The organism is Serratia sp. K-E0102 (genome assembly GCF_029962625.1).
Taxonomy (GTDB): Bacteria; Pseudomonadota; Gammaproteobacteria; order Enterobacterales; family Enterobacteriaceae; genus Serratia; species Serratia sarumanii.
In genome coordinates this window covers 4,636,728-4,655,109 of the sequence record NZ_CP124754.1, presented here as the reverse complement: position 1 = coordinate 4,655,109, position 18,382 = coordinate 4,636,728, and the positions used below count along the sequence as shown (strand labels likewise).

At 62.0% G+C, this 18,382-nt stretch carries 10 protein-coding genes and 1 riboswitch; of the genes, 3 read left to right on the top strand and 7 right to left on the bottom strand.

Annotation, left to right across the window (positions count from 1 at the left end; genetic code table 11):
* Positions 1–98 precede the first annotated feature (98 nt).
* A complete protein-coding gene (locus SSARUM2_RS22010) occupies positions 99–1,748 on the top strand; it encodes a Na/Pi cotransporter family protein (RefSeq protein ID WP_033636226.1) in 1,650 nt (549 codons plus the stop codon).
* A gap of 48 nt (positions 1,749–1,796) precedes the next feature.
* On the opposite strand, the gene SSARUM2_RS22005 is transcribed toward SSARUM2_RS22010, so the two are convergent.
* The 5 genes from SSARUM2_RS22005 to SSARUM2_RS21985 all read right to left on the bottom strand — a co-directional run bounded on the left by SSARUM2_RS22005 (position 1,797) and on the right by SSARUM2_RS21985 (position 13,325).
* Positions 1,797–6,623: a hemagglutinin repeat-containing protein gene (locus SSARUM2_RS22005; RefSeq protein ID WP_060453153.1), complete on the bottom strand. Its 4,827-nt coding sequence runs from the start codon at positions 6,621–6,623 to the stop codon at positions 1,797–1,799.
* 45 nt (positions 6,624–6,668) lie between these two features.
* Complete coding sequence (locus SSARUM2_RS22000) at positions 6,669–8,348, bottom strand: ShlB/FhaC/HecB family hemolysin secretion/activation protein (RefSeq protein WP_060439627.1); 1,680 nt, start codon at positions 8,346–8,348, stop codon at positions 6,669–6,671.
* A gap of 385 nt (positions 8,349–8,733) precedes the next feature.
* Positions 8,734–9,651, bottom strand: coding sequence for a ketopantoate/pantoate/pantothenate transporter PanS (gene panS / locus SSARUM2_RS21995; protein ID WP_025304471.1), 918 nt, complete (start codon positions 9,649–9,651; stop codon positions 8,734–8,736).
* A gap of 142 nt (positions 9,652–9,793) precedes the next feature.
* Positions 9,794–11,161 (bottom strand): lysine-sensitive aspartokinase 3, encoded by a 1,368-nt coding sequence (lysC, locus tag SSARUM2_RS21990; protein ID WP_033649702.1) that lies wholly within the window; start codon positions 11,159–11,161, stop codon positions 9,794–9,796.
* Between the two features lie 108 nt (positions 11,162–11,269).
* Positions 11,270–11,464, bottom strand: a riboswitch (Lysine riboswitch).
* 52 nt (positions 11,465–11,516) lie between these two features.
* Positions 11,517–13,325, bottom strand: coding sequence for a sodium:proton antiporter (locus SSARUM2_RS21985; protein ID WP_033636220.1), 1,809 nt, complete (start codon positions 13,323–13,325; stop codon positions 11,517–11,519).
* 228 nt (positions 13,326–13,553) lie between these two features.
* Between SSARUM2_RS21985 and pgi the strand changes: the two genes are divergently transcribed.
* Complete coding sequence (gene pgi, locus SSARUM2_RS21980) at positions 13,554–15,200, top strand: glucose-6-phosphate isomerase (protein ID WP_041036909.1); 1,647 nt, start codon at positions 13,554–13,556, stop codon at positions 15,198–15,200.
* A 61-nt stretch (positions 15,201–15,261) separates the two neighbouring features.
* Here the strand turns inward: pgi and SSARUM2_RS21975 are convergent, their stop codons facing one another.
* Entirely contained in the window at positions 15,262–16,695 is a 1,434-nt protein-coding gene (locus SSARUM2_RS21975; protein ID WP_049195303.1) for a capsule assembly Wzi family protein, read from the bottom strand.
* Positions 16,696–16,920: 225 nt separating this feature from the next.
* Between SSARUM2_RS21975 and psiE the strand changes: the two genes are divergently transcribed.
* The gene (psiE, locus tag SSARUM2_RS21970) at positions 16,921–17,328 is read left to right on the top strand and encodes a phosphate-starvation-inducible protein PsiE (RefSeq protein WP_033636217.1); all 408 of its coding nucleotides are present in this window, start codon (positions 16,921–16,923) and stop codon (positions 17,326–17,328) included.
* Between the two features lie 152 nt (positions 17,329–17,480).
* Here psiE and malG read toward each other — a convergent pair whose 3' ends face one another.
* Positions 17,481–18,371 (bottom strand): maltose ABC transporter permease MalG, encoded by an 891-nt coding sequence (malG, locus tag SSARUM2_RS21965; protein WP_021505147.1) that lies wholly within the window; start codon positions 18,369–18,371, stop codon positions 17,481–17,483.
* Positions 18,372–18,382 lie beyond the last annotated feature (11 nt).

Sequence of the window (18,382 nt, the reverse complement as noted above, 5' to 3'; positions counted from 1 at the left end):
GCGGCTAAGGCGAACAGAACCGTTCCGTCTTTCCGCACCGCCTGACAGGCATCGGGTACCAGCCTCCTTTGGCCGGGCGTTAATGGAGCGTATCTTCCGTGCTGACCCTTCTTCACCTGCTTTCCTCCGTGGCGCTGTTGGTGTGGGGCACCCACATCGTGCGCACCGGGATCATGCGGGTTTACGGCGCCAATCTGCGGCGCGTGTTGAGCGACAGCGTTGAGAAAAAGCCGCTGGCGTTCGTTTCCGGCATCGGCGTGACCGCGCTAGTACAGAGCAGCAACGCCACGGCGCTGCTGGTGACCTCTTTCGTTGCGCAGGGGCTGGTGGGGCTGGCGCCTGCGCTGGTGATCATGCTCGGCGCTGACGTCGGCACCGCGCTGATGGCGCGCGTGCTGACCTTCGATCTTTCCTGGCTGTCGCCGCTGCTGATCCTGATCGGCGTCTTCCTGTTCCTCAGCCGCAAGCAGATGCGGATCGGCCAGATCGGGCGCGTCCTGATCGGCCTTGGGCTGATCGTGCTGGCGCTGGAGCTGATCGTGGCCGCCGCCACGCCGATCACCCAGGCGGCCGGGGTGAAAGTGCTGTTCTCGTCGCTGACCGGCGACGTGATGCTGGACGCCCTGACCGGCGCGCTGTTCGCCATCGTCAGCTATTCCAGCCTGGCGGCGGTGCTGCTGACCGCCACCCTGACCGCGTCCGGCGTGATTTCGCTGAAGGTGGCGCTCTGCCTGGTGATCGGCGCCAACCTCGGCAGCGGCCTGTTGGCGATGATCAACGCCAGCGGCCAGAACGCCGCCGGGCGGCGCGTGGCGCTCGGCAGCCTGCTGTTCAAGCTGGTGGGCTGTGTGCTGGTGCTGCCGTTCGTTTCCTATCTGGCGGATGTGATGGCTCAGCTGCCGGGCGGCAGCGAAGAGCTGGTGATCTACTTCCACGTGTTCTACAACCTGATCCGCTGCCTGGTGATGATCCCGCTGGCCGGGCCGATGGCGACGCTGTGCGAGCGGCTGATCGTCGACGTGGCGGCCGACGATCCGCGCATGCGGCCGCGTCATCTGGACGCCAGCGCGCTGGACACGCCGACGCTGGCGTTGGCCAATGCGGCGCGCGAAACGTTGCGCATGGGCGACGTGGTGGAACACATGATGATCCTGCAGCGCGAAGTGCTGCACGGCAAGCAAGGGGTGGATAAAGAAGTGCGGCGCCTCGACGATGACGTCGACGTGCTGTACACCGCCATCAAGCTGTATCTGGCGCAGATCCAGAAGGAAGATCTGGGCGAGGAAGACTCGCGCCGCTGGGCGGAAATCATCGAAATGGCGCTTAACCTGGAACAGGCGGGCGACATCATCGAGCGCATGGCCGGCGACGTGGGCGCCAAGTCGCACGCCGCGCGCCGCGCCTTCTCGGCGGAAGGATTGGCGGAACTGGATGGGCTGCACGAGCGGCTGATCGGCAACCTGCGCCTGGGGCTGTCGGTGTTCCTGTCCGGCGACGTCACCAGTGCCAAGCGCCTGCGCCGTTCCAAGCATCGCTTCCGCATTCTGGATCGCCGCTACGCGCACGCGCACGTCGATCGCTTGCATCAGCAAAACGTGCAGAGCATCGAGACCAGTTCGTTGCATTTGGGATTGTTGGGGGACATGAAGCGCCTGAACTCGCTGTTCTGCGCCGTGGCTTACAACGTGTTGGACCAGGATGCCAAGGACGACGATCGCGACTGGGAAGACACCCCGAGCACGCTGTAAAAAAAACGCCCCCGGTTTTCATCGGGGGCGTTGTGCAGGAGAGGTGCGTTATTTGCCGCTGAACACGCCGGCTTTGGCGTCCGCCTGCTGAGTCGAAGCATGGCCGCTGACGAACGGCACGTTGCCGTCGACGCTTTGCTTCGCCGCGCCGCCTAACAGCCCGCCTACCGTGGCCGCCGCATCGACGCGGCCGCCGCCCTGATAGCGTTGGCCGCTGACGTCCTGCTGGCTGACCTTGCTGCCGCCCAGTTCCACCTTGCCCTGCCGGCTGCGGATCTCGCCGCCGGTCAGTTGGGTTTGGCCGCCGACCTGCAGCGCCACGCCGTGCTTACCGGTAATCGCCGACTGCTCGCCGACCGCGTTGTTGTTCACCACGTCGGCATTGACCTTGAGCTGCCCCTGGCGACCGGCCGGCCCGGTGATGCTGTCTTTCACCGCGCCGCCGACGGTGCGTGCACCGCGATCCCACAGCGGGCCCTGCGGCTTCTCGCCGGCCGGCGTTGCCGGTAGCGTCACTTTACCGTCGGCCTTGCTGAAGCTGACCGCGCCGGTGGTGTCCTGCTGCGGATCGAGACGACGCGCCACGCTGTTGTACTTGTCGGTGGTGGCGTCGGCCACTTTATTCACCCCGGCGTCCAGTTTCTCTTTCACTTTCCCGGCGTAGCGCGGCGTGCCCACCTTCGACAGCTTGGAGGTGATGCTGCTGCCCGGATCGTTGCTGTGGCTCAGGCCGGCATCCACCTCCACCTTCACGCCTTTCTCGACGTCCTTGCGGCTTTCAACGCGCAGATCGCCGCCCACCTTGCCCTGTACGCTGTCGGCATCGACGCGCGCCCCGGCGAGGCGGGTGTCCTTGCCGCTGTTGAGCGCCACGTCGCCCGCGGTGATGCCGGTGTTGGCGTGGGTGGTTTTATCCTGCTGTTCCACGCCGACCTTCAGACCGGCGCCCAGCGTATGGGTGTCTTTGCCGGTGTTCGGATCGACCTTGCCGTTGGCGTCCTTGTTGAACGTTTGGCCGCCTTTGGCGTTGGCTTTGATGCCCAGGCTCCAGTTGTCCTTGTGCTGCTCGTTCTTGGCGGACTCCAGCAGGATGCCGCCGTTTTTCGCCTCGAGCGCGGCGCTGCCGCCGCTGACCTTGGCGCCCTGCAGATGCAGCGCGTCATCGCCTTTGCCGTTGGCGGACAGGGTGACCTTGCCGTCTGAGTCGATAGTGGCGCCCTGGCGTTCGGTCGCGGACTCATTCACCTTGGCGATGTCGAAGGCGCCGCCGGCGGAGAGGCTGCCGCCGGTTTTTTCCTTGCTGTCGCTGCTGCCGGCGCCCAGATCGATATTGCCGGACAGCTGGTTCTCCTTACGCGTTTGGGTCGATTCCGCCGCCTGCAGCGCAACCTTGTTGCCCGCGCTCAGGGTGACGTCGCCCTGGCTCTTGACGTTGGTGCCCTGCAGCGTCAGATCGCGGCCCGCCTTCAGCTCCACGCCCTGTTGGCCGCTGACGTTGCCGACCTGCGCGGTGCTGCTGTTGCTTTCGCCGTTGTTGGTGCCGCCGCCGAAGCCGGCGCCGAAGTTTTTGCTGTCGGCGGTGAAACCGCCCTTGGCGGAGGCTTTGACGTTGAAACCGCTGTGGTTTTCGCTCTGCTTATCGCTGGCCTGATCGAAGCGGATATCGCCGCCGGCGTTGACGGTGGTTTTACCGCTGCCGCCGTTCAGCGCGGTGCCCTGATAGACCGCGTCTTGTTTCACGTTGACGTTGATGCCGTTGGCGGCGTCGATCGTGCCGGTCACCGCCTGGCTGGCGTTGCTGTTGCTGCGCTGGGTGCCGCCTTCGCCCTTGGCGTCTACGGTCAGATCGCTGCCGGTGGAGGTGTAGACGCGTACGCCGGCGCTGCCGCGGGTATCGCGGTTCTGCTCTTCCTGGCGGTTCGTCGCGGCTTCGCTGCGGTGGCTGTCCGCCGTCAGCGTGACCGCGCCTTTGCTCGCCTGATACTGCGTGCCCTGATCGCGCACTTCGCCTTTGGCGTTGATGTCGATGCTGCCGGCTTTCACCGAGCTGACCACCGCCTGCGAGCTGCTGCTGCGTTTTTCGCTGCTGCCGCCCTGCGCGCCGATATCCAGGCCGACGTTAGGCGCGCCGATGCCGCCGATGTCGTTGATGACGCCGGTGGCGTCCAGCTTGGCCGCCTTGCCGACCGCGCGCTCGACCGGGCGGGTCACGGCGCTGTAATCGACGTTGGCGCCGATGTTCACGCCGACGTCGGTTTTGGTGGTGGTGCTGCTGGCGGTGTCGGCGGCGGCCAAATGATCGACGCCCGCGGCGTTTTCTTGATAGGCACCGCCGACGCTGTGCTGCGCGCCTTGCTGGGTCAGCTTGTCACGGGCGTTGACAGTCAGGTTGCCTTTGACGTCGCTGCCGGAGGTGACCGCCTTGCTGCTCTGCGCCTGCGTTTTGCTGTTCTCGTAGCCGGCTTCCACGCCGCTGCCGAGCTTGTCGATGCCGCCGGTGTAATAGAAACCGCCGCCGATCTTGGTCTGCTCGGTGTTCGAGGTGGTTTTATCGTCGGCCGCCAGGAACGAAACCTTGTTGCCGCTGACGCTGGCGTCGCCTTTGTCGGCGACCAGTTTGGAGCCGCTGAAGGTCACGTCCTTCTCCGCCTCGAGCTTCACGCTGCCGCCGCTGAGGGTGGCGCCGTGGTTCTCGGTGCGGGTGGTTTTCTCGCTGTCGCGGGTGTGTTCGATGCGCAAACCGGCGCGGTATTGCTTGTCGCCGGCTTCTTTGGCGTAGCCGTTGACGGTAAGCGCGGTCTTCTGCTCATCGATTTTTTGCTGCTGTTCGGCGGCCTTGACGTTGATGTTGCCGGTCTGCGACGTCACGCTCAGCTCGCCGCCGCTGGTGACCTGACTGCCGATCACGTCGGTATCCTTACGGCTGACCAGCTTCAGGTTGGTGTCAGACTTCAACTCGCTGGCGGTGCTGCTCTGGTAGCGGTTGTCGGCCTTGTGCGAACTGCTGGTGATGTTGAAGGCGGTGCCGGTGCGCGCATCGATTTTGTCTACGGTGGTGCTCAGCGCGTTGTCGATGCGCAGGCCGCCCTGGGTGGCGGTGACCAGGCCGCCTTCCTTGCCGCGCGCCTTGCTGCCGGTGATGGTGACGCCCTGCTGGCCGTTCAGGCGCAGGGTGCCGTCGCTGGTCAGCTCGGAGGCGTGGCTGATCTCGCGGCGGTTGCTGTTGTTTTTGTTGTCGCCGCCGCCGATGCCGCCCCAGGAGGTTTTGTCATCGCGTACCGCTTTGGCGTTGGCGGTTTTCTGCACCCCGACCTGGATCTGGCTGTCTGCGTCGATCGTCAGATCTCGCTGGGCGTGGACCTTGGCGCCCTGGGTAGTGACATTGCGGCCGGCTTTCAAGGTCAGTTCGCCCTGGCTACGCAGTTCGCTGGCCTTCAGGCTCTCGCTTTCGTCGCTGCTGCTCCAACTGCCGGTGCGCAGGCTGGAGGTGTGATTGCGCTGGTAGCCGCGTTCGGTGGACTTATCCTTCTCCACCAGCCCGGCGAGGTGCACGTCGCGCGCCGCTTTGACGCTCAGCGCCCGATCGGCGCTGACGTTGGCGCCCAACAGGTTCACGTCTTCCCGGGTACTGACGAGTGTGGCGTTGCCGCCGGCGGCGACGGTGCTGCCCGCCTGCTGCTGCTGCTCGCGCTCACGGGTGACGTCGTATTGCCAGGAGTAGAACCAGCGGTCGTCGGTGTGGCCCTGGGTCTGTTTCAACTGCTGGCCGTCGAGCGTCAGCTTGCCGCCCTGCAGCGTGATGTCTTCGCCGCGAATATCGGTGGCGGTGAGGTGCGCGTGGTTATCCGCCACCAGGCTGATGTTCTTGCCTTTCAGCTCGGTGCGGGTCAGCTTCTGACTGCTGCTGCGATCGTTGACGTAGATGCCGCCGCGGTAGTTCTGGTAGTTGTCGCCGCTGTTGCGGTTGCTGCTGGCATCCTCAACGCGGCTTTCGCTGCGAATATCGTAGGCTTTTACCTTGAGCTCGTCGCCGGCGGCCAGCGTGCCGGCCAGCTTCACGCCGCTGCCCTGCGCGGTGTTGATGATGTTGATGCGCCCGGCCTGCATACTGCCGAGGTAGTAGCTGTCCAGCGCCGTGGTCGGCTGTACGCTGGCCAGCACCTTGCCGTCGCGCGCCACCCGGTTATGGCCGCTGATGGCGTTGATCGCCGCCGGCGTCACGCTGCCGTTGCGATGGGTGAAGTCTTGCACGATCACGTCGCCGCGGCTGTCTATCTTCGGTGCGATCAGATCCAGCACGCCGCCGGCGTTCAGGACGCCGTTGAGGCTCAGGGTATTGCGGTTGTCCAGGGTGCTGTAGCCCTGTAGCAGGCCGTTCTCCACCAGCGGGTTGCCGACCACCAGCGAGGAGCGGCTGGTGTTGATGAACCCGCAGCCCTGGCAGCTGATGCCGTTCGGGTTGGCCAGCACGTAGTCGGCCGCCATGCCGAAGATCTCTTGCTGGCCATGCAGCAGCGACGGGTTGCGGCCGATCACTTCATTGAGGATCACGCTGGCTTCGCGCCCGCCCAGATTGGGGTTGGCGCCCAGTTGGCCGGCCAGCTGCGACAGTCCCGCTTCGCGGGAGTTGTTCAGCACGGCGCCGGGCTGGTTGACGTTAAAGTCCTGGTATTGGTTGTGCGACAGCCCGTTGCCGTTCGGCGCGACGATGTCGACCACCTGCGCGCCGGTCGCGGCGGTGGAAACGCCGGGGCCGTTGGCGCCGTTGGCCGCCACGATCTCCGCGGCGTAGGCGCCGGCGGAAGCGGCGAGAATAATCGCCAGCGCGGCGGCCAGTTTGCCCGCTGCTGAAAGCCTGAAGTTATTATTTTTCATCCATGTTTCTCCGTATATTGCCGTGGGGTCCTGCAAAACTGCTGATTAAAAGGTGTAAGAAAAGCGCGCCAGTACCTGAACGGGATCTTCCGGCGTGGCGTGATTCGACAAGATCCAGCCGCGGCTGACCTCGAGATCGACCAGCGCCTGCCGATAGCGCAACGTGGCGCCGCTGCTCAGGCCGGCGCTGCTGCGCCACCCCGAGCTGTCCTGGCGCGGCAAAATGCGGCCGACGTCGGCGCCGAGGCGCGGCGTCAGCGTGGTGGCACCCAGATTGAAGCTGCGCGACAGCGTGTTCTGCAGATACCAGCCGTTGTCGCCTGACTGGGTGCTGCGGCTGAAGCCGCGCACGGCGCTGCGATCGGTAAGGCTCAGCCACTCCACGCCGGGCAGCGGGTCGCGGCTGTACTGGCCGTAGAACAGGTTGTTGAGCTGATAGGTGGCGTTACCCAGGTGAAGGCGCTGGCTGAGGTTGGCGAACAGCTTGCCTTTGGTGAACTGGCTGTCGAGGTGCACCGAGCTTGGGTGGCGACCGGCCCCCAGCCACGGCAGGCCCTGTTCGACGCTGAGGTTGGCGCTGAACACCCCGTTGGGCAGAATTTGCAGGTGGCTGGCGCTCAGTTCGGCCAGGGTCAGGGTGGGGCTGCTGACCTCGAGGCGCACGCTTTCGAAGTAGTTGTCGATGCGCTTGTAGGTCAACTGACCGCTCAGGCTGTCTATCTGATCGCGATCGCGGTAAAACACGTAGTCGCTGCGCAGCCCGTACTGCTGGGTCTGGCCGTGCAGTTTGACCAGGTTGTGCGGCAGCTGCTGGTGGTTCTCGTAGGACGAGAAGCTGGCGAACCCGCTGAAGGTGAACGCGCCGTACGGCAACGAATAGAGCAGGGTATAGGCGCGGTTATAGCGGTGAGCCGGGTTTTCCAGCGTGCTGTTGGCGTTCAGGCTGACGAAGTCCGACAGGCCGAACGGGCTGTCCAGCGTGGCGGTGGCGCGAGCCAGCCACTGGCCGGTGCTTTTTAGGCCGTAATTATCCGTGCCGACGGTAATCAGCCAGGGCTTGGCATGCTGATTGCGCAAACGAATGACCGAACCGCCAACCTGGCGGCCGGGCAATATATCCAGCTTGGTGGTATTCGATTGCAAACGGTTGGCCTGATCCAATCCCTGGTCGAGCTCGGTTAATTTCAACGGCTTGCCTTCCAGCCCTGGAAATAATAAACGGCTGTTGACCCAGCGATCGCCGCCTTCTATTTTCTCGATAAATCCTTCGGTGACGCTTAATCCCAATTCTCCCTGTGAATTAGGGCGAACAATTTGCACGCGCGCGGTGATATAGCCTTTTTGCACATAAAGGCGCGTTAATTCACGGGTCAGGCGATTGATATCGTTGCTGCTGATGCAGTTTTCCGGCAGCGCGCTCAGGGCGGATAAATCGGCCGGCGAAAGCAGGGTGACGCCCTGCAGATAAACGCCGGCGATCGGCAGGCACTGCGCGGACTGCGGCAGGGCGGGCGCGGCCGGTTCCGGCTCCGCCAGCAAGCGTTGCTGCTTCAGCTGCTGGTAGCGGCGTTGCTCAATCAACTGGTTGACTTCACGCGTGCTGTCTTGCAGCGCGCGGCGCGACTCCCCCATCGACATATCCCGCATCATGTGGGCGTCCGGCAGGGTTTCGGCGGAAAGGGCCGTGCTGACCAACAGCGTCAAAGCGGTGATTTTTTTTATCATTGTAATCCATTATGAGAGGCCGCCGGGGCAGCCAGCCCAATCCATGAGGTTAACCACGGGCGGCCGACGGCCGGCCCGAAATAATGAGCGACATGCACATTGCGAGGTATCTTGATTTGCCGCGGCAAATAAGACGGTGGGTATATATCTAAATAATAATTAGGCTGCTTCTTTTATGGCGGGCAACCCTGGCGACTTAATTAATTAAAAAAAGTAGAACGTCTCTTCCTCTTGCCAACATTATCGGCATGGCTAGGAAGAATCTGAATTTTTATTTTTCACGGATGATAGGGTATGAGGGGAATTATGACAATCCGACCAGTGGGAAATACGAAATTTCGCAGGAAAGAAAAGGGACGCAATTGTTTGCGTCCCTACAGGTGGTTTATTTTTTCTTGATGGGGCGGCCGGACCAATAACCCGCCAGCAGCGAACCGGAAAGGTTGTGCCAGACCGAGAACAGCGCGCCCGGCAGCGCGGCCAGCGGTGAGAAGTAGATTTTGCCCAGCGTGGCCGCCAGCCCGGAGTTCTGCATGCCGACTTCGATCGCCAGCGTGCGGCAGGTGGATTCGTCGAAGCCGAACAGCTTGCCGCCCCAATAGCCGCTCAGCAGACCGATACCGTTGTGCAGGATCACCGCGACGATCACCACCAGACCGACCGAGGCGATATGGCTTTGGCTGCCCGCCACCACCGCGCTGATGATCGCCAGGATGCACACCATCGACAGCGCCGGCAGCAGCGGCTCGATGCGTTTCACCGTTTTGGTCAGGGTATGGTGGACGATCAGGCCCAGGCCGATCGGGATCACCACGATCTGCAGAATGCTCAGCAGCATGCCCATGATATCGACGCTGATTTCGGCGTCGACGTACAAACGGGTCAGCAGCGGCGTGGCGAACACGCCCACCAGCGTCGAGACCGCCGAGATGGTCACCGACAGCGCCACGTCGCCCTTGGCCAGATAGATCATCACGTTGGAGGCGGTGCCGCTGGCCACGCTGCCCACCAGCACCATGCCGGCGGACAGATCCGGCGGCATGCGAAACAGCATCGCCAGGATCCAGGCCGCCAGCGGCATGATCAGATAGTGCAGGAAGATGCCGGCCGCCACCGGGCCGGGGCGCGCCAGCACGCGTTTGAAGTCGTCCAGCCGCAGCGTGACGCCCATGGCGAACATGATCAGCATCAGCAGCGGGCTGACGTAGGGGCCGATGCCGGTAAAGGTGGTCGGCGTGTAATAGGCGGCGACGGACAGCAGTATCGCCCACAGGGGGAATAAACGCGTGAGTAATGCCAACATGCAGGTTTTCCTTAGCCAGATTGAGAACGGTGGGTGTGGTTGTGTTTTTTGCGGGTTCAACATGCTGAACCCCTGCCGGTTTTGAACGGATTTTTTAGACGCAGGGGCGCAGCGTGCTGCGCCCGCAATCGGGGATAATGACTTATTCGAACAGGTTGTGATGCAGGGTACGAACCACCTGTTCGGCTTCTTCGCCCGGCACCAGGAAGCACAGGTTATAGCTGCTGGCGCCGTAGCAGATCAGGCGGATATTGAACGGATCGAGCACGCCGAACACCTCTTTGCCTACGCCGCAGGCGCGCGACAGCTGGTTGCCGATGATCGCCACCAGCGCCAGGTTTTCTTCCACTTCCACCCGGCACAGCGACGACAGCTCGGTCAGCAGCGAGGTGGTCAGCAGGCTGCCGCCAACGGAGGTGGCGCCAGTGGTGTCCATGGTCAGCGCAATGCTGACTTCCGAGGTGGTGATCAGATCGACGGAGACGTTGTGGCGCGCCAGAATGTTGAACACCTCCGCCAGGAAGCCGCGCGCGTGCAGCATGTTCAGGCTGTGCAGCGTCAGCAGCGTTTGCTTGCGACGCAGCGCCAGCGCGCGGAACAGCGGCGGATTCTCGGTGGTGTTGCACACCAGCGTGCCGCCGGCCGCCGGATCCTTGCTGGAGCCGACGAACACCGGAATGTCGCTGCGCACCGCCGGCAACAGGGTGGCCGGATGCAGCACCTTGGCGCCGAAGGTGGCCATTTCCGCCGCCTCTTCGAAACCGATTTTGTCGATGCGCTTGGCCGCCGGCACCACGCGTGGATCGGTGGTGTAGATGCCCGGCACGTCGGTCCAGATATCCACCCGGCCAACGCCGAGCGCCTCGCCGAGCAGCGCGGCGGTATAGTCGCTGCCGCCGCGGCCGAGCGTGGTGGTGCGGCCTTTCGGCTCGCTGCCGATAAAGCCCTGGGTGACCACCAGCGCTTCCTGCAGGCGCGGCTGCAACTGCGCCCGGGCCAGTTCGCTGAGCGCGGCGCTGTCCGGCACGGCGCGGCCGAAGTGATCGTCGGTGCGCATCACTTTGCGCACGTCGAACCATTCGGCCTGCACGTTGCGGGCGCGCAGGATTTCAACGAACAGCAGGGTGGACATCAGCTCCCCATGGCTGACCAGTTCGTCGGTCAACGCCGTCGAGGTGGCCAGCGACGCGGCTTCCGACAGCATGGCGATGTTTTCCAGCAGGCGGTCGATCTCTTCGCGGATCACCGCCGGCGCCGTGAGGCGATCGAGGATGGCGTACTGGATGCGGCGGATCTCATCAAGCCGGTAGTTGCGCTTGTCGGCCTCGCAACCCTCGGCCAGGGCGACCAACAGGTTGGTGACGCCCGCCGAGGCGGACAACACCACCAGGCGGACCTGCGGGTTGGCCAGCACGACGTCGGCGCTGCGGTTCATGGCTTCAAAGTCGGCGACGCTGGTGCCGCCGAATTTGGCTACCACGGTGGAATTCTGGGGTGCTGCTTGGTTCATCTAGAAACCTCGTGTCAGGGATGCCCGTTTGGGGGCACTGTAATTCCATAGCCTTGGCACAAGGGGAGAGCGGTAAACAGGGGGCAGGCGTAGAGGTCAGGCTACGATACACCCAGAAGCGCCCCACCTTGTCGATCGCCCTGCGGGCGATCCCCTGGTGACAACCCAGGGGATTCAGCCCCTGTAGTCGATAGGATAATGGCCGGCCATTACCCTACCTCGGCGTCGCTCCCCCTCGGGTGCCGTCAACGGAGAAACGGCTCCTCTGACACTCTACCTGGGCGACGCGCCTCTTCTGGCTTGCGCACCGGGTGCGCAAGTAGGCTGTTAGGAATAGCCGGTTATCGCCATTCTGTCAACGTACAGACGGTGAGGGATTTTCATCTTGCACCAGCGCGATAAGCGTACAGGGCATCGCGGGCGTGGAACCGGCGCCAATCGGTTGCAGAGAACCGTCTTCCTTTTGGCTGAATAACGGAATAACGCCCTGATGTTTCTCCAAATACTCCAGCCAACCGAAATTTTCGTTCAATTTGGTCGCTTTGATGGTGGCTCCCCTGGCGAGCAGGCTGCTCAGGCGGCCGTAGGTGGCTTCCTGATTAAATAAAATTTCATGCCGGCGGAAACGCGAGCTTTCCGCGCTGGCGCCGCGCCCTTTCAGCGGCGCACCCGAACGGATGGCAAACACGTGATCCTCGCCGAAGAGATGGCCGAAGTGGTAGACCGCCAGCGCGTTCTGGTGGCGGTTGGGCGACAGCGCCAGCACCTGGGCGATATTGCTCAGATCGAGATAGTTCTCGGCGTGTTCGGAGTAGGCGTGGCCATAGTAGGCCGGGATGCCTTCCATGCGCGCCTGGCGGTAGTATTCCCAGCTGCTGTCGGTGACGATTACCGGCACGTTCAGCTTGATCAGCGCCTGCGCCAGCATGCGCGCCACGCTGTTGGCGCCGACGATCAGCACGCCGCGCGGCTTTTGCTGCTGCACCCGCAGCCAGCGCGCCATCATCCCGCTGGTCAGGCTTTGCAGCACCACGGTGCCGATGATGATGGCGAACACCACGGTCACCAGCCGGTCGGCGCCCTGGTAGCCGCTGCGCTGCAGCGTCAGCGCGAACAGCGAGCTGACCGCCGCGGCGACGATGCCGCGCGGGGCGATCCAGCACAGCAACAGCCGATCGCGCCAGTGCAGGGAAGAGCGCCAGGTCGACACCGCGATGCACAGCGGCCGGGCGATGAACTGCACCACCAGCAGCAGCAGGAGCAGCGGCCAGCCCATGTTCCACAGCGCCTGGATATCGAGCCGCGCCGCCAGAATGATGAACAGCGCCGAGATCAGGATCGCCGACAGCTCCTCTTTGAACGCCAGAATATCGCTGGTGTCCACGTCGCGCATGTTGGCCAGCCAGATGCCCATCACCGTGACGGTCAGCAGGCCGGATTCGTCGGCGATGGCGTTGGAAACGCCGAAGGCGGTCAGCATGATCGCCAGCACCGCCAGGTTCTGCAGGTAGCGCGGCAGCCAGACGCGGCGCAGCGCCAGGCCGAGCAGGTAGCCGAACAGCGCGCCGGCGATCAGGCCGACGGCGGCGGTCATGCCCAGCGTCCAAAACAGATGGGTATAGGACTCCGCATTCTGTTTCAGCACGATGAATTCGAACACCAGCAGGGTGAAGATGGCGCCGACCGGATCGATGACGATCCCTTCCCAGCGCAGCACCTGGTTAATGTTGGCGTTCGGCCGCACCACGCGCATCAGCGGGGCGATCACCGTCGGCCCGGTCACCACCGTCACCGCGCCGATCAGCGCCGCCAGCTCCGGCGGGAAATCCAGCAGCCACCAGCTGGCGAGGCTGATGACCAGAAAGGTGACCAGCATGCCGACGGTGACCAGATTGCGCACCACGCCGCCGAGGCCGCGTATCTCCTCGAAACGCAGCGTCAGCGCCCCTTCGAACAGGATGATCGCCACTGACAGCGACACCAGCGGAAACAGCAGATCGCCGAACAGCAGATCCGGCTGCACCAGATGCACCGTCGGGCCGAGCACGATGCCGAACAGCAACAGCGGCAAAATGGCCGGCAGGCGCAGCAGCCAGGCTAGCCACTGCGCCAGCAGCGACGCCAGGCCGATAAGCACCAACATGAGCGGGGCAGATAATTCCATAAGCGAGATCCCTTTCAAATGACGAAATAAGCAACGATGACACAGCCTGATGACAATTCGGCAACCCCGATAACAGGCCGTTAGCCAAAAGTATAGAGTGAAAGCTGAAACGAGGCGGCACTGCGTTGACAGTTAGCGCCTATCGCAAGAAAAGAGATCATAATCACAGTCGAACAGGCTACAATCGGACAACGCGTCATTTTTATTCTCAAGCCTAAGAGTGTTGCTATGAAAAATATCAATCCTAGTCAAACCGCTGCTTGGCAAGCCCTGCAGCAACATTATGCACAGATGAAAGACGTACGGATCGCCGACCTGTTCGCCCAGGACAGCGATCGTTTCTCCAGGTTCTCCGCGACCTTCAACGACCAAATGTTGGTGGACTATTCCAAGAACCGTATCACGCAGGAAACCCTGGAGAAGCTGCAGGCGCTGGCGAAAGAAACCGATCTGCAAGGCGCCATCAAATCGATGTTCGCCGGTGAGAAAATCAACCGCACCGAAGATCGCGCGGTGCTGCACATTGCCCTGCGCAACCGCAGCAACAGCCCGATCCTGGTCGACGGCAAAGACGTGATGCCGGAAGTGAACGCGGTGCTGGCCAAGATCAAACAGTTCTGCGCGCGCGTCATCGGCGGCGAGTGGAAAGGCTACACCGGCAAGCCGATCACCGACGTGGTGAACATCGGCATCGGCGGTTCGGATCTCGGCCCTTACATGGTGACCGAAGCGCTGCGCCCGTATAAAAACCACCTGAACATGCACTTCGTCTCCAACGTCGACGGCACCCATATCGCCGAAACGCTGCAGCCGCTGAACCCGGAAACCACGCTGTTCCTGGTGGCCTCCAAAACCTTCACCACTCAGGAAACCATGACCAACGCCCACAGCGCGCGCGACTGGTTCCTGAGCAGCGCCGTCGATCAACAACACGTGGCCAAGCACTTCGCCGCGCTGTCCACCAACGGCAAAGCGGTGGCTGAGTTCGGCATCGATACCGACAACATGTTCGAGTTCTGGGACTGGGTAGGGGGCCGTTACTCCCTGTGGTCGGCGATCGGCCTGTCGATCGCGCTGTCCATCGGTTATGACAACTTCGAGCAGCTGCTGAGCGGCGCGCACGCCATGGACAAGCACTTCGCCGAAACGCCGGCGGAGAAAAACCTGCCGGTGCTGCTGGCGTTGATCGGTATCTGGTACAACAACTTCTTCGGCGCCGAAACCGAAGCCATTCTGCCGTACGATCAGTACATGCACCGTTTTGCCGCTTACTTCCAGCAGGGCAACATGGAATCCAACGGCAAGTACGTCGATCGCAACGGTAATCCGGTGGATTATCAGACCGGCCCTATCATCTGGGGCGAGCCGGGCACCAACGGTCAGCATGCGTTCTACCAGCTGATCCACCAGGGCACCAAGCTGGTGCCTTGCGACTTCATCGCGCCGGCCATCAGCCATAATCCGCTGGGCGATCATCACGCCAAACTGCTGTCCAATTTCTTCGCTCAGACCGAAGCGCTGGCGTTCGGCAAGTCTCTGGACGTGGTGGAGGCCGAGTTCGCGGCGCAGGGTAAAACCCCTGAGCAGGTCAAGCACGTGGCGCCGTTCAAAGTGTTTGAAGGCAACCGCCCGACCAACTCGATCCTGCTGCGCGAAATCACCCCGTTCAGCCTGGGCAGCCTGATCGCGCTGTACGAACACAAGATCTTCACCCAGGGCGCGATCCTGAACATCTTCACCTTCGATCAGTGGGGCGTGGAGCTGGGCAAACAGCTGGCTAACCGCATCCTGCCGGAGCTGGCGGGCAGCGAAAAAATCAGCAGCCACGACAGCTCGACCAATGCGCTGATCAACCGCTTCAAGGAATGGCGCTAAGCGCCTGAGCTGAAGCCAATAAAAAACCCGCCGCGGCGGGTTTTTTTACGTCTGCAAAAAATTACAGGTTGATCGGCACTTCGAAGCTGACGCCGGCACCCACGTCGTCGGCGGTGCTGTGATCGCTGTTGGTGTACCACAGGCTGGTATCGAATTTAACCTGAGAATCGAAGCTGTAACCCCAGCCGAGCTGAATGCCTTTCAGCGTATCGGAACGCGGGAACGCCTGGTTGATGGTTTGGTTGTTCGGATTCACCTTGGCGTACACCAGGCGGGTGCTCCAACGCTGGCCGTCGTCCAGCACCATTTCCACGCGGCCGGACAGCATCTGACCGTCGCCGCCCATCGCATGGCCCAGCGGATAACCTTGCTGGTAGTAACCGCCCCGATAGATGTAGTGGTTGTACATCACGTTGTTGGCGTTGCCGTTAGAGCGCGTATCAGTACCTTCGATATGCCAGTTGATCGTGGTCGGGCCCCATTCCGGATGGCCTTCAAGCCCCAGCATGTAGGCGTTATGCGAAGGCAACATGCCTGCTTCATCTTCACCGGTGATCTGGCCATACAGGCTGACCGGCATGCCGATGAGCGGCTGCAGCTTGAGTTTGAAGTCAAAACCGCCCAACTGGTTGCCCGGATCGTTTTTCGGATCGCCGGTATTGTCGTTGCCGGTTACGCCATCCCAGAAGGAACTCCAGGAGTGCGGACGGCCATCACCACCCCACATCATGACGCGTGAAGCGCCCAACTCCAGGAAGTCGGTCGGCATCATGGTCAGGCGGCCACCGATCAGCTTGGTGTCCGGCACGGCAGCGTACTGCGACAGCTGGCCGGCGGACAACTGGTATTGCCAGCGGCCGATCCACGACAGCCACGGGGTTTCAAACGGCGATTGGTCGGCGCGCTGCAGCATAAAGCCGGCCACCGGGCGCGCGGCGTCGGAGCGGATCAGGCTGCCGTCGTAGCCAGGGCCCCACCACTGGGAAACCTCGCCGAAGGAGAGCCATTGGTTCCAGATTTTCACCGCGCCGTAGGAGCCGTTCATGTTGAATTTGGAGCCGTCGCTGACGCGCTGATCGCCTTCCACCGAGCCCTGCAGACGCACGTCCCAGAACTCGCCGTTGGCGCCGGCGCCGATGGTCAGGCGATCGTCGGCGTATTCGTTTTGGCCGAAGCCCTGCGGGGTGCCGGGTTTATCGGTCGAGGCGTAACCGCTGACGCGAATGTTGGCTTTCAGGGCATCGACGCGGCGTTGTACGCGGTCGATAACGTTTTTCTCGGTGTTGGTCACCGGCTTGGCCTGCGCGATAACGGAGCTGATCTCTTCCTGGCTCAGCGGCCAGGTGGACAGGCTGACGTTGATGACGCCGCGGTCAGACAGCCAGGCGAGATCGTTACGCAGATCGTTGTCAGGGGCTACCAGGCCGGCGGCGTGGCCGGACAATGCACAGGTAAACAGGCCCGCAGCGACCAGTCCGTTAAGTTTAGCGCGCATAAAGAATTCCCTTGTTAATTCGAGGTTATTGGTTTTATGTAAAGATCTCTGTGTCCCATGATAGTTGACATTTCGATTTGCTACAAATCTATAGGTCAGAAACATCTTATTATAACGTGATGAATTAAATGGGGTTTAAAGTGCTTTCGCGAGGGGCGGAATTTTTAGGACAATGCCTATATTGGCACGGTTGAATCATATACGCGGTATTCAGAGAGAGGTTTTATGGCAAAAACGTCGCGTTCGATAATGATAGCGAAGGGGCTGCAGCGGGTGCTGAACGTGGGCTTGCTGCTGCTGGCGGCCATTCTGGTGGTGTTTCTGGTCAAGGAAACCCTCCATCTGGCGAAGGTGTTATTTATCAACAGCGAAGAGTCGTCCTCTTACCTGTTGATTGAAGGCATTGTGATTTATTTCCTGTACTTTGAATTTATCGCCTTGATCGTCAAGTATTTTGAGTCGGGTTATCATTTCCCGCTGCGCTATTTTATTTACATTGGCATTACCGCGATTATTCGTTTGATTATCGTGGATCACAAAAACCCTATCGATACCCTGATCTACGCCGCGGCGATATTGGTGCTGGTGGTGACGCTTTATCTGGCTAATACCGACCGGTTGAAACGAGAGTAGCGATAAAAATGGCGGCCCAAGGCCGCCGAAGACACAGGATATCATTACCCGTCGTCTTTCAAGCTACAGCGTTGTTGACTGCACTCGCTGTAACTTGAAATCCATAGGGTAAAAGATAAGAAAAGACATCAAACGCACTGCAGTGGCACAAATTACCCCTTCACGCCGCCGGCCGTCAGGCCGCCAACCAGCCAGCGCTGCGCCAGCAGGAACACGGCGGTGATCGGTATCGCCGACAGCACCGCGGCGGCGGCGAAGTCGCCCCACAGGTAGTTCTGCGGGTTGAGATATTGCTGCATCCCCACCGCCAACGTGTAGCTGTTCACATCGCGCAGCAGCAGCGACGCCACCGGCACTTCGGTGATGGCGGCGATAAACGACAGAATGAACACCACCGCCAGAATCGGCACCGACAGCGGCAGCAACACCAGACGGAATGCCTGCCACGGCGTGGCGCCGTCCAGCGCCGCCGCCTCTTCCAGCGAGTTGTCGATGGTTTCGAAATAGCCCTTGATGGTCCAGACGTGCAGCGCGATGCCGCCCATGTAGGCGAAGATCACGCCGCCGTGGGTATTCAGGCCGATAAACGGAATGTACTGGCCCAGGCGATCGAACAGGGCGTACAGCGCCACCAGCGACAGCACCGCCGGGAACATCTGGAAGATCAGCATGCTTTTCAGCAACGTGCTCTTGCCGCGAAAGCGCATGCGGGCAAAGGCGTAGGCGCAGGTGGTAGACAGCGTCACGATGCCGATGGCGGTGATCGCCGCGATCTTGACTGAGTTCCACAGCCACAGCAGCACCGGGAAAGGCGGCGGCGTCACGCTGCCGTCGGCGTGGGTGACGCTAAAGCCGAGCGCCAGCCGCCAGTGATCCCAGGAGAGGGTTTCCGGTATCAGGCTGCCGGTGGCGAAGTTGCCGGAGCGCAGCGAGATGGCGACCACCATCAGCAGCGGGAACATGATCAGGGCGATAAAGCACAGCATCAAAATATGGGTGATCCACAGGCGCAGGCGCTGGGATTTGGGTTGAACCATGGCCATCGTCATTCTCC

What these genes read in the sequence shown, in the direction of transcription:
- malG (WP_021505147.1), bottom strand. Translation starts at nt 18,371, where the DNA reads ATGGCCATGGTTCAACCCAAATCCCAGCGCCTGCGCCTGTGGATCACC.
- panS (WP_025304471.1), bottom strand. Translation starts at nt 9,651, where the DNA reads ATGTTGGCATTACTCACGCGTTTATTCCCCCTGTGGGCGATACTGCTG.
- SSARUM2_RS22000 (WP_060439627.1), bottom strand. Translation starts at nt 8,348, where the DNA reads ATGATAAAAAAAATCACCGCTTTGACGCTGTTGGTCAGCACGGCCCTT.
- SSARUM2_RS21985 (WP_033636220.1), bottom strand. Translation starts at nt 13,325, where the DNA reads ATGGAATTATCTGCCCCGCTCATGTTGGTGCTTATCGGCCTGGCGTCG.
- pgi (WP_041036909.1), top strand. Translation starts at nt 13,554, where the DNA reads ATGAAAAATATCAATCCTAGTCAAACCGCTGCTTGGCAAGCCCTGCAG.
- SSARUM2_RS22005 (WP_060453153.1), bottom strand. Translation starts at nt 6,623, where the DNA reads ATGAAAAATAATAACTTCAGGCTTTCAGCAGCGGGCAAACTGGCCGCC.
- lysC (WP_033649702.1), bottom strand. Translation starts at nt 11,161, where the DNA reads ATGAACCAAGCAGCACCCCAGAATTCCACCGTGGTAGCCAAATTCGGC.
- psiE (WP_033636217.1), top strand. Translation starts at nt 16,921, where the DNA reads ATGGCAAAAACGTCGCGTTCGATAATGATAGCGAAGGGGCTGCAGCGG.
- SSARUM2_RS21975 (WP_049195303.1), bottom strand. Translation starts at nt 16,695, where the DNA reads ATGCGCGCTAAACTTAACGGACTGGTCGCTGCGGGCCTGTTTACCTGT.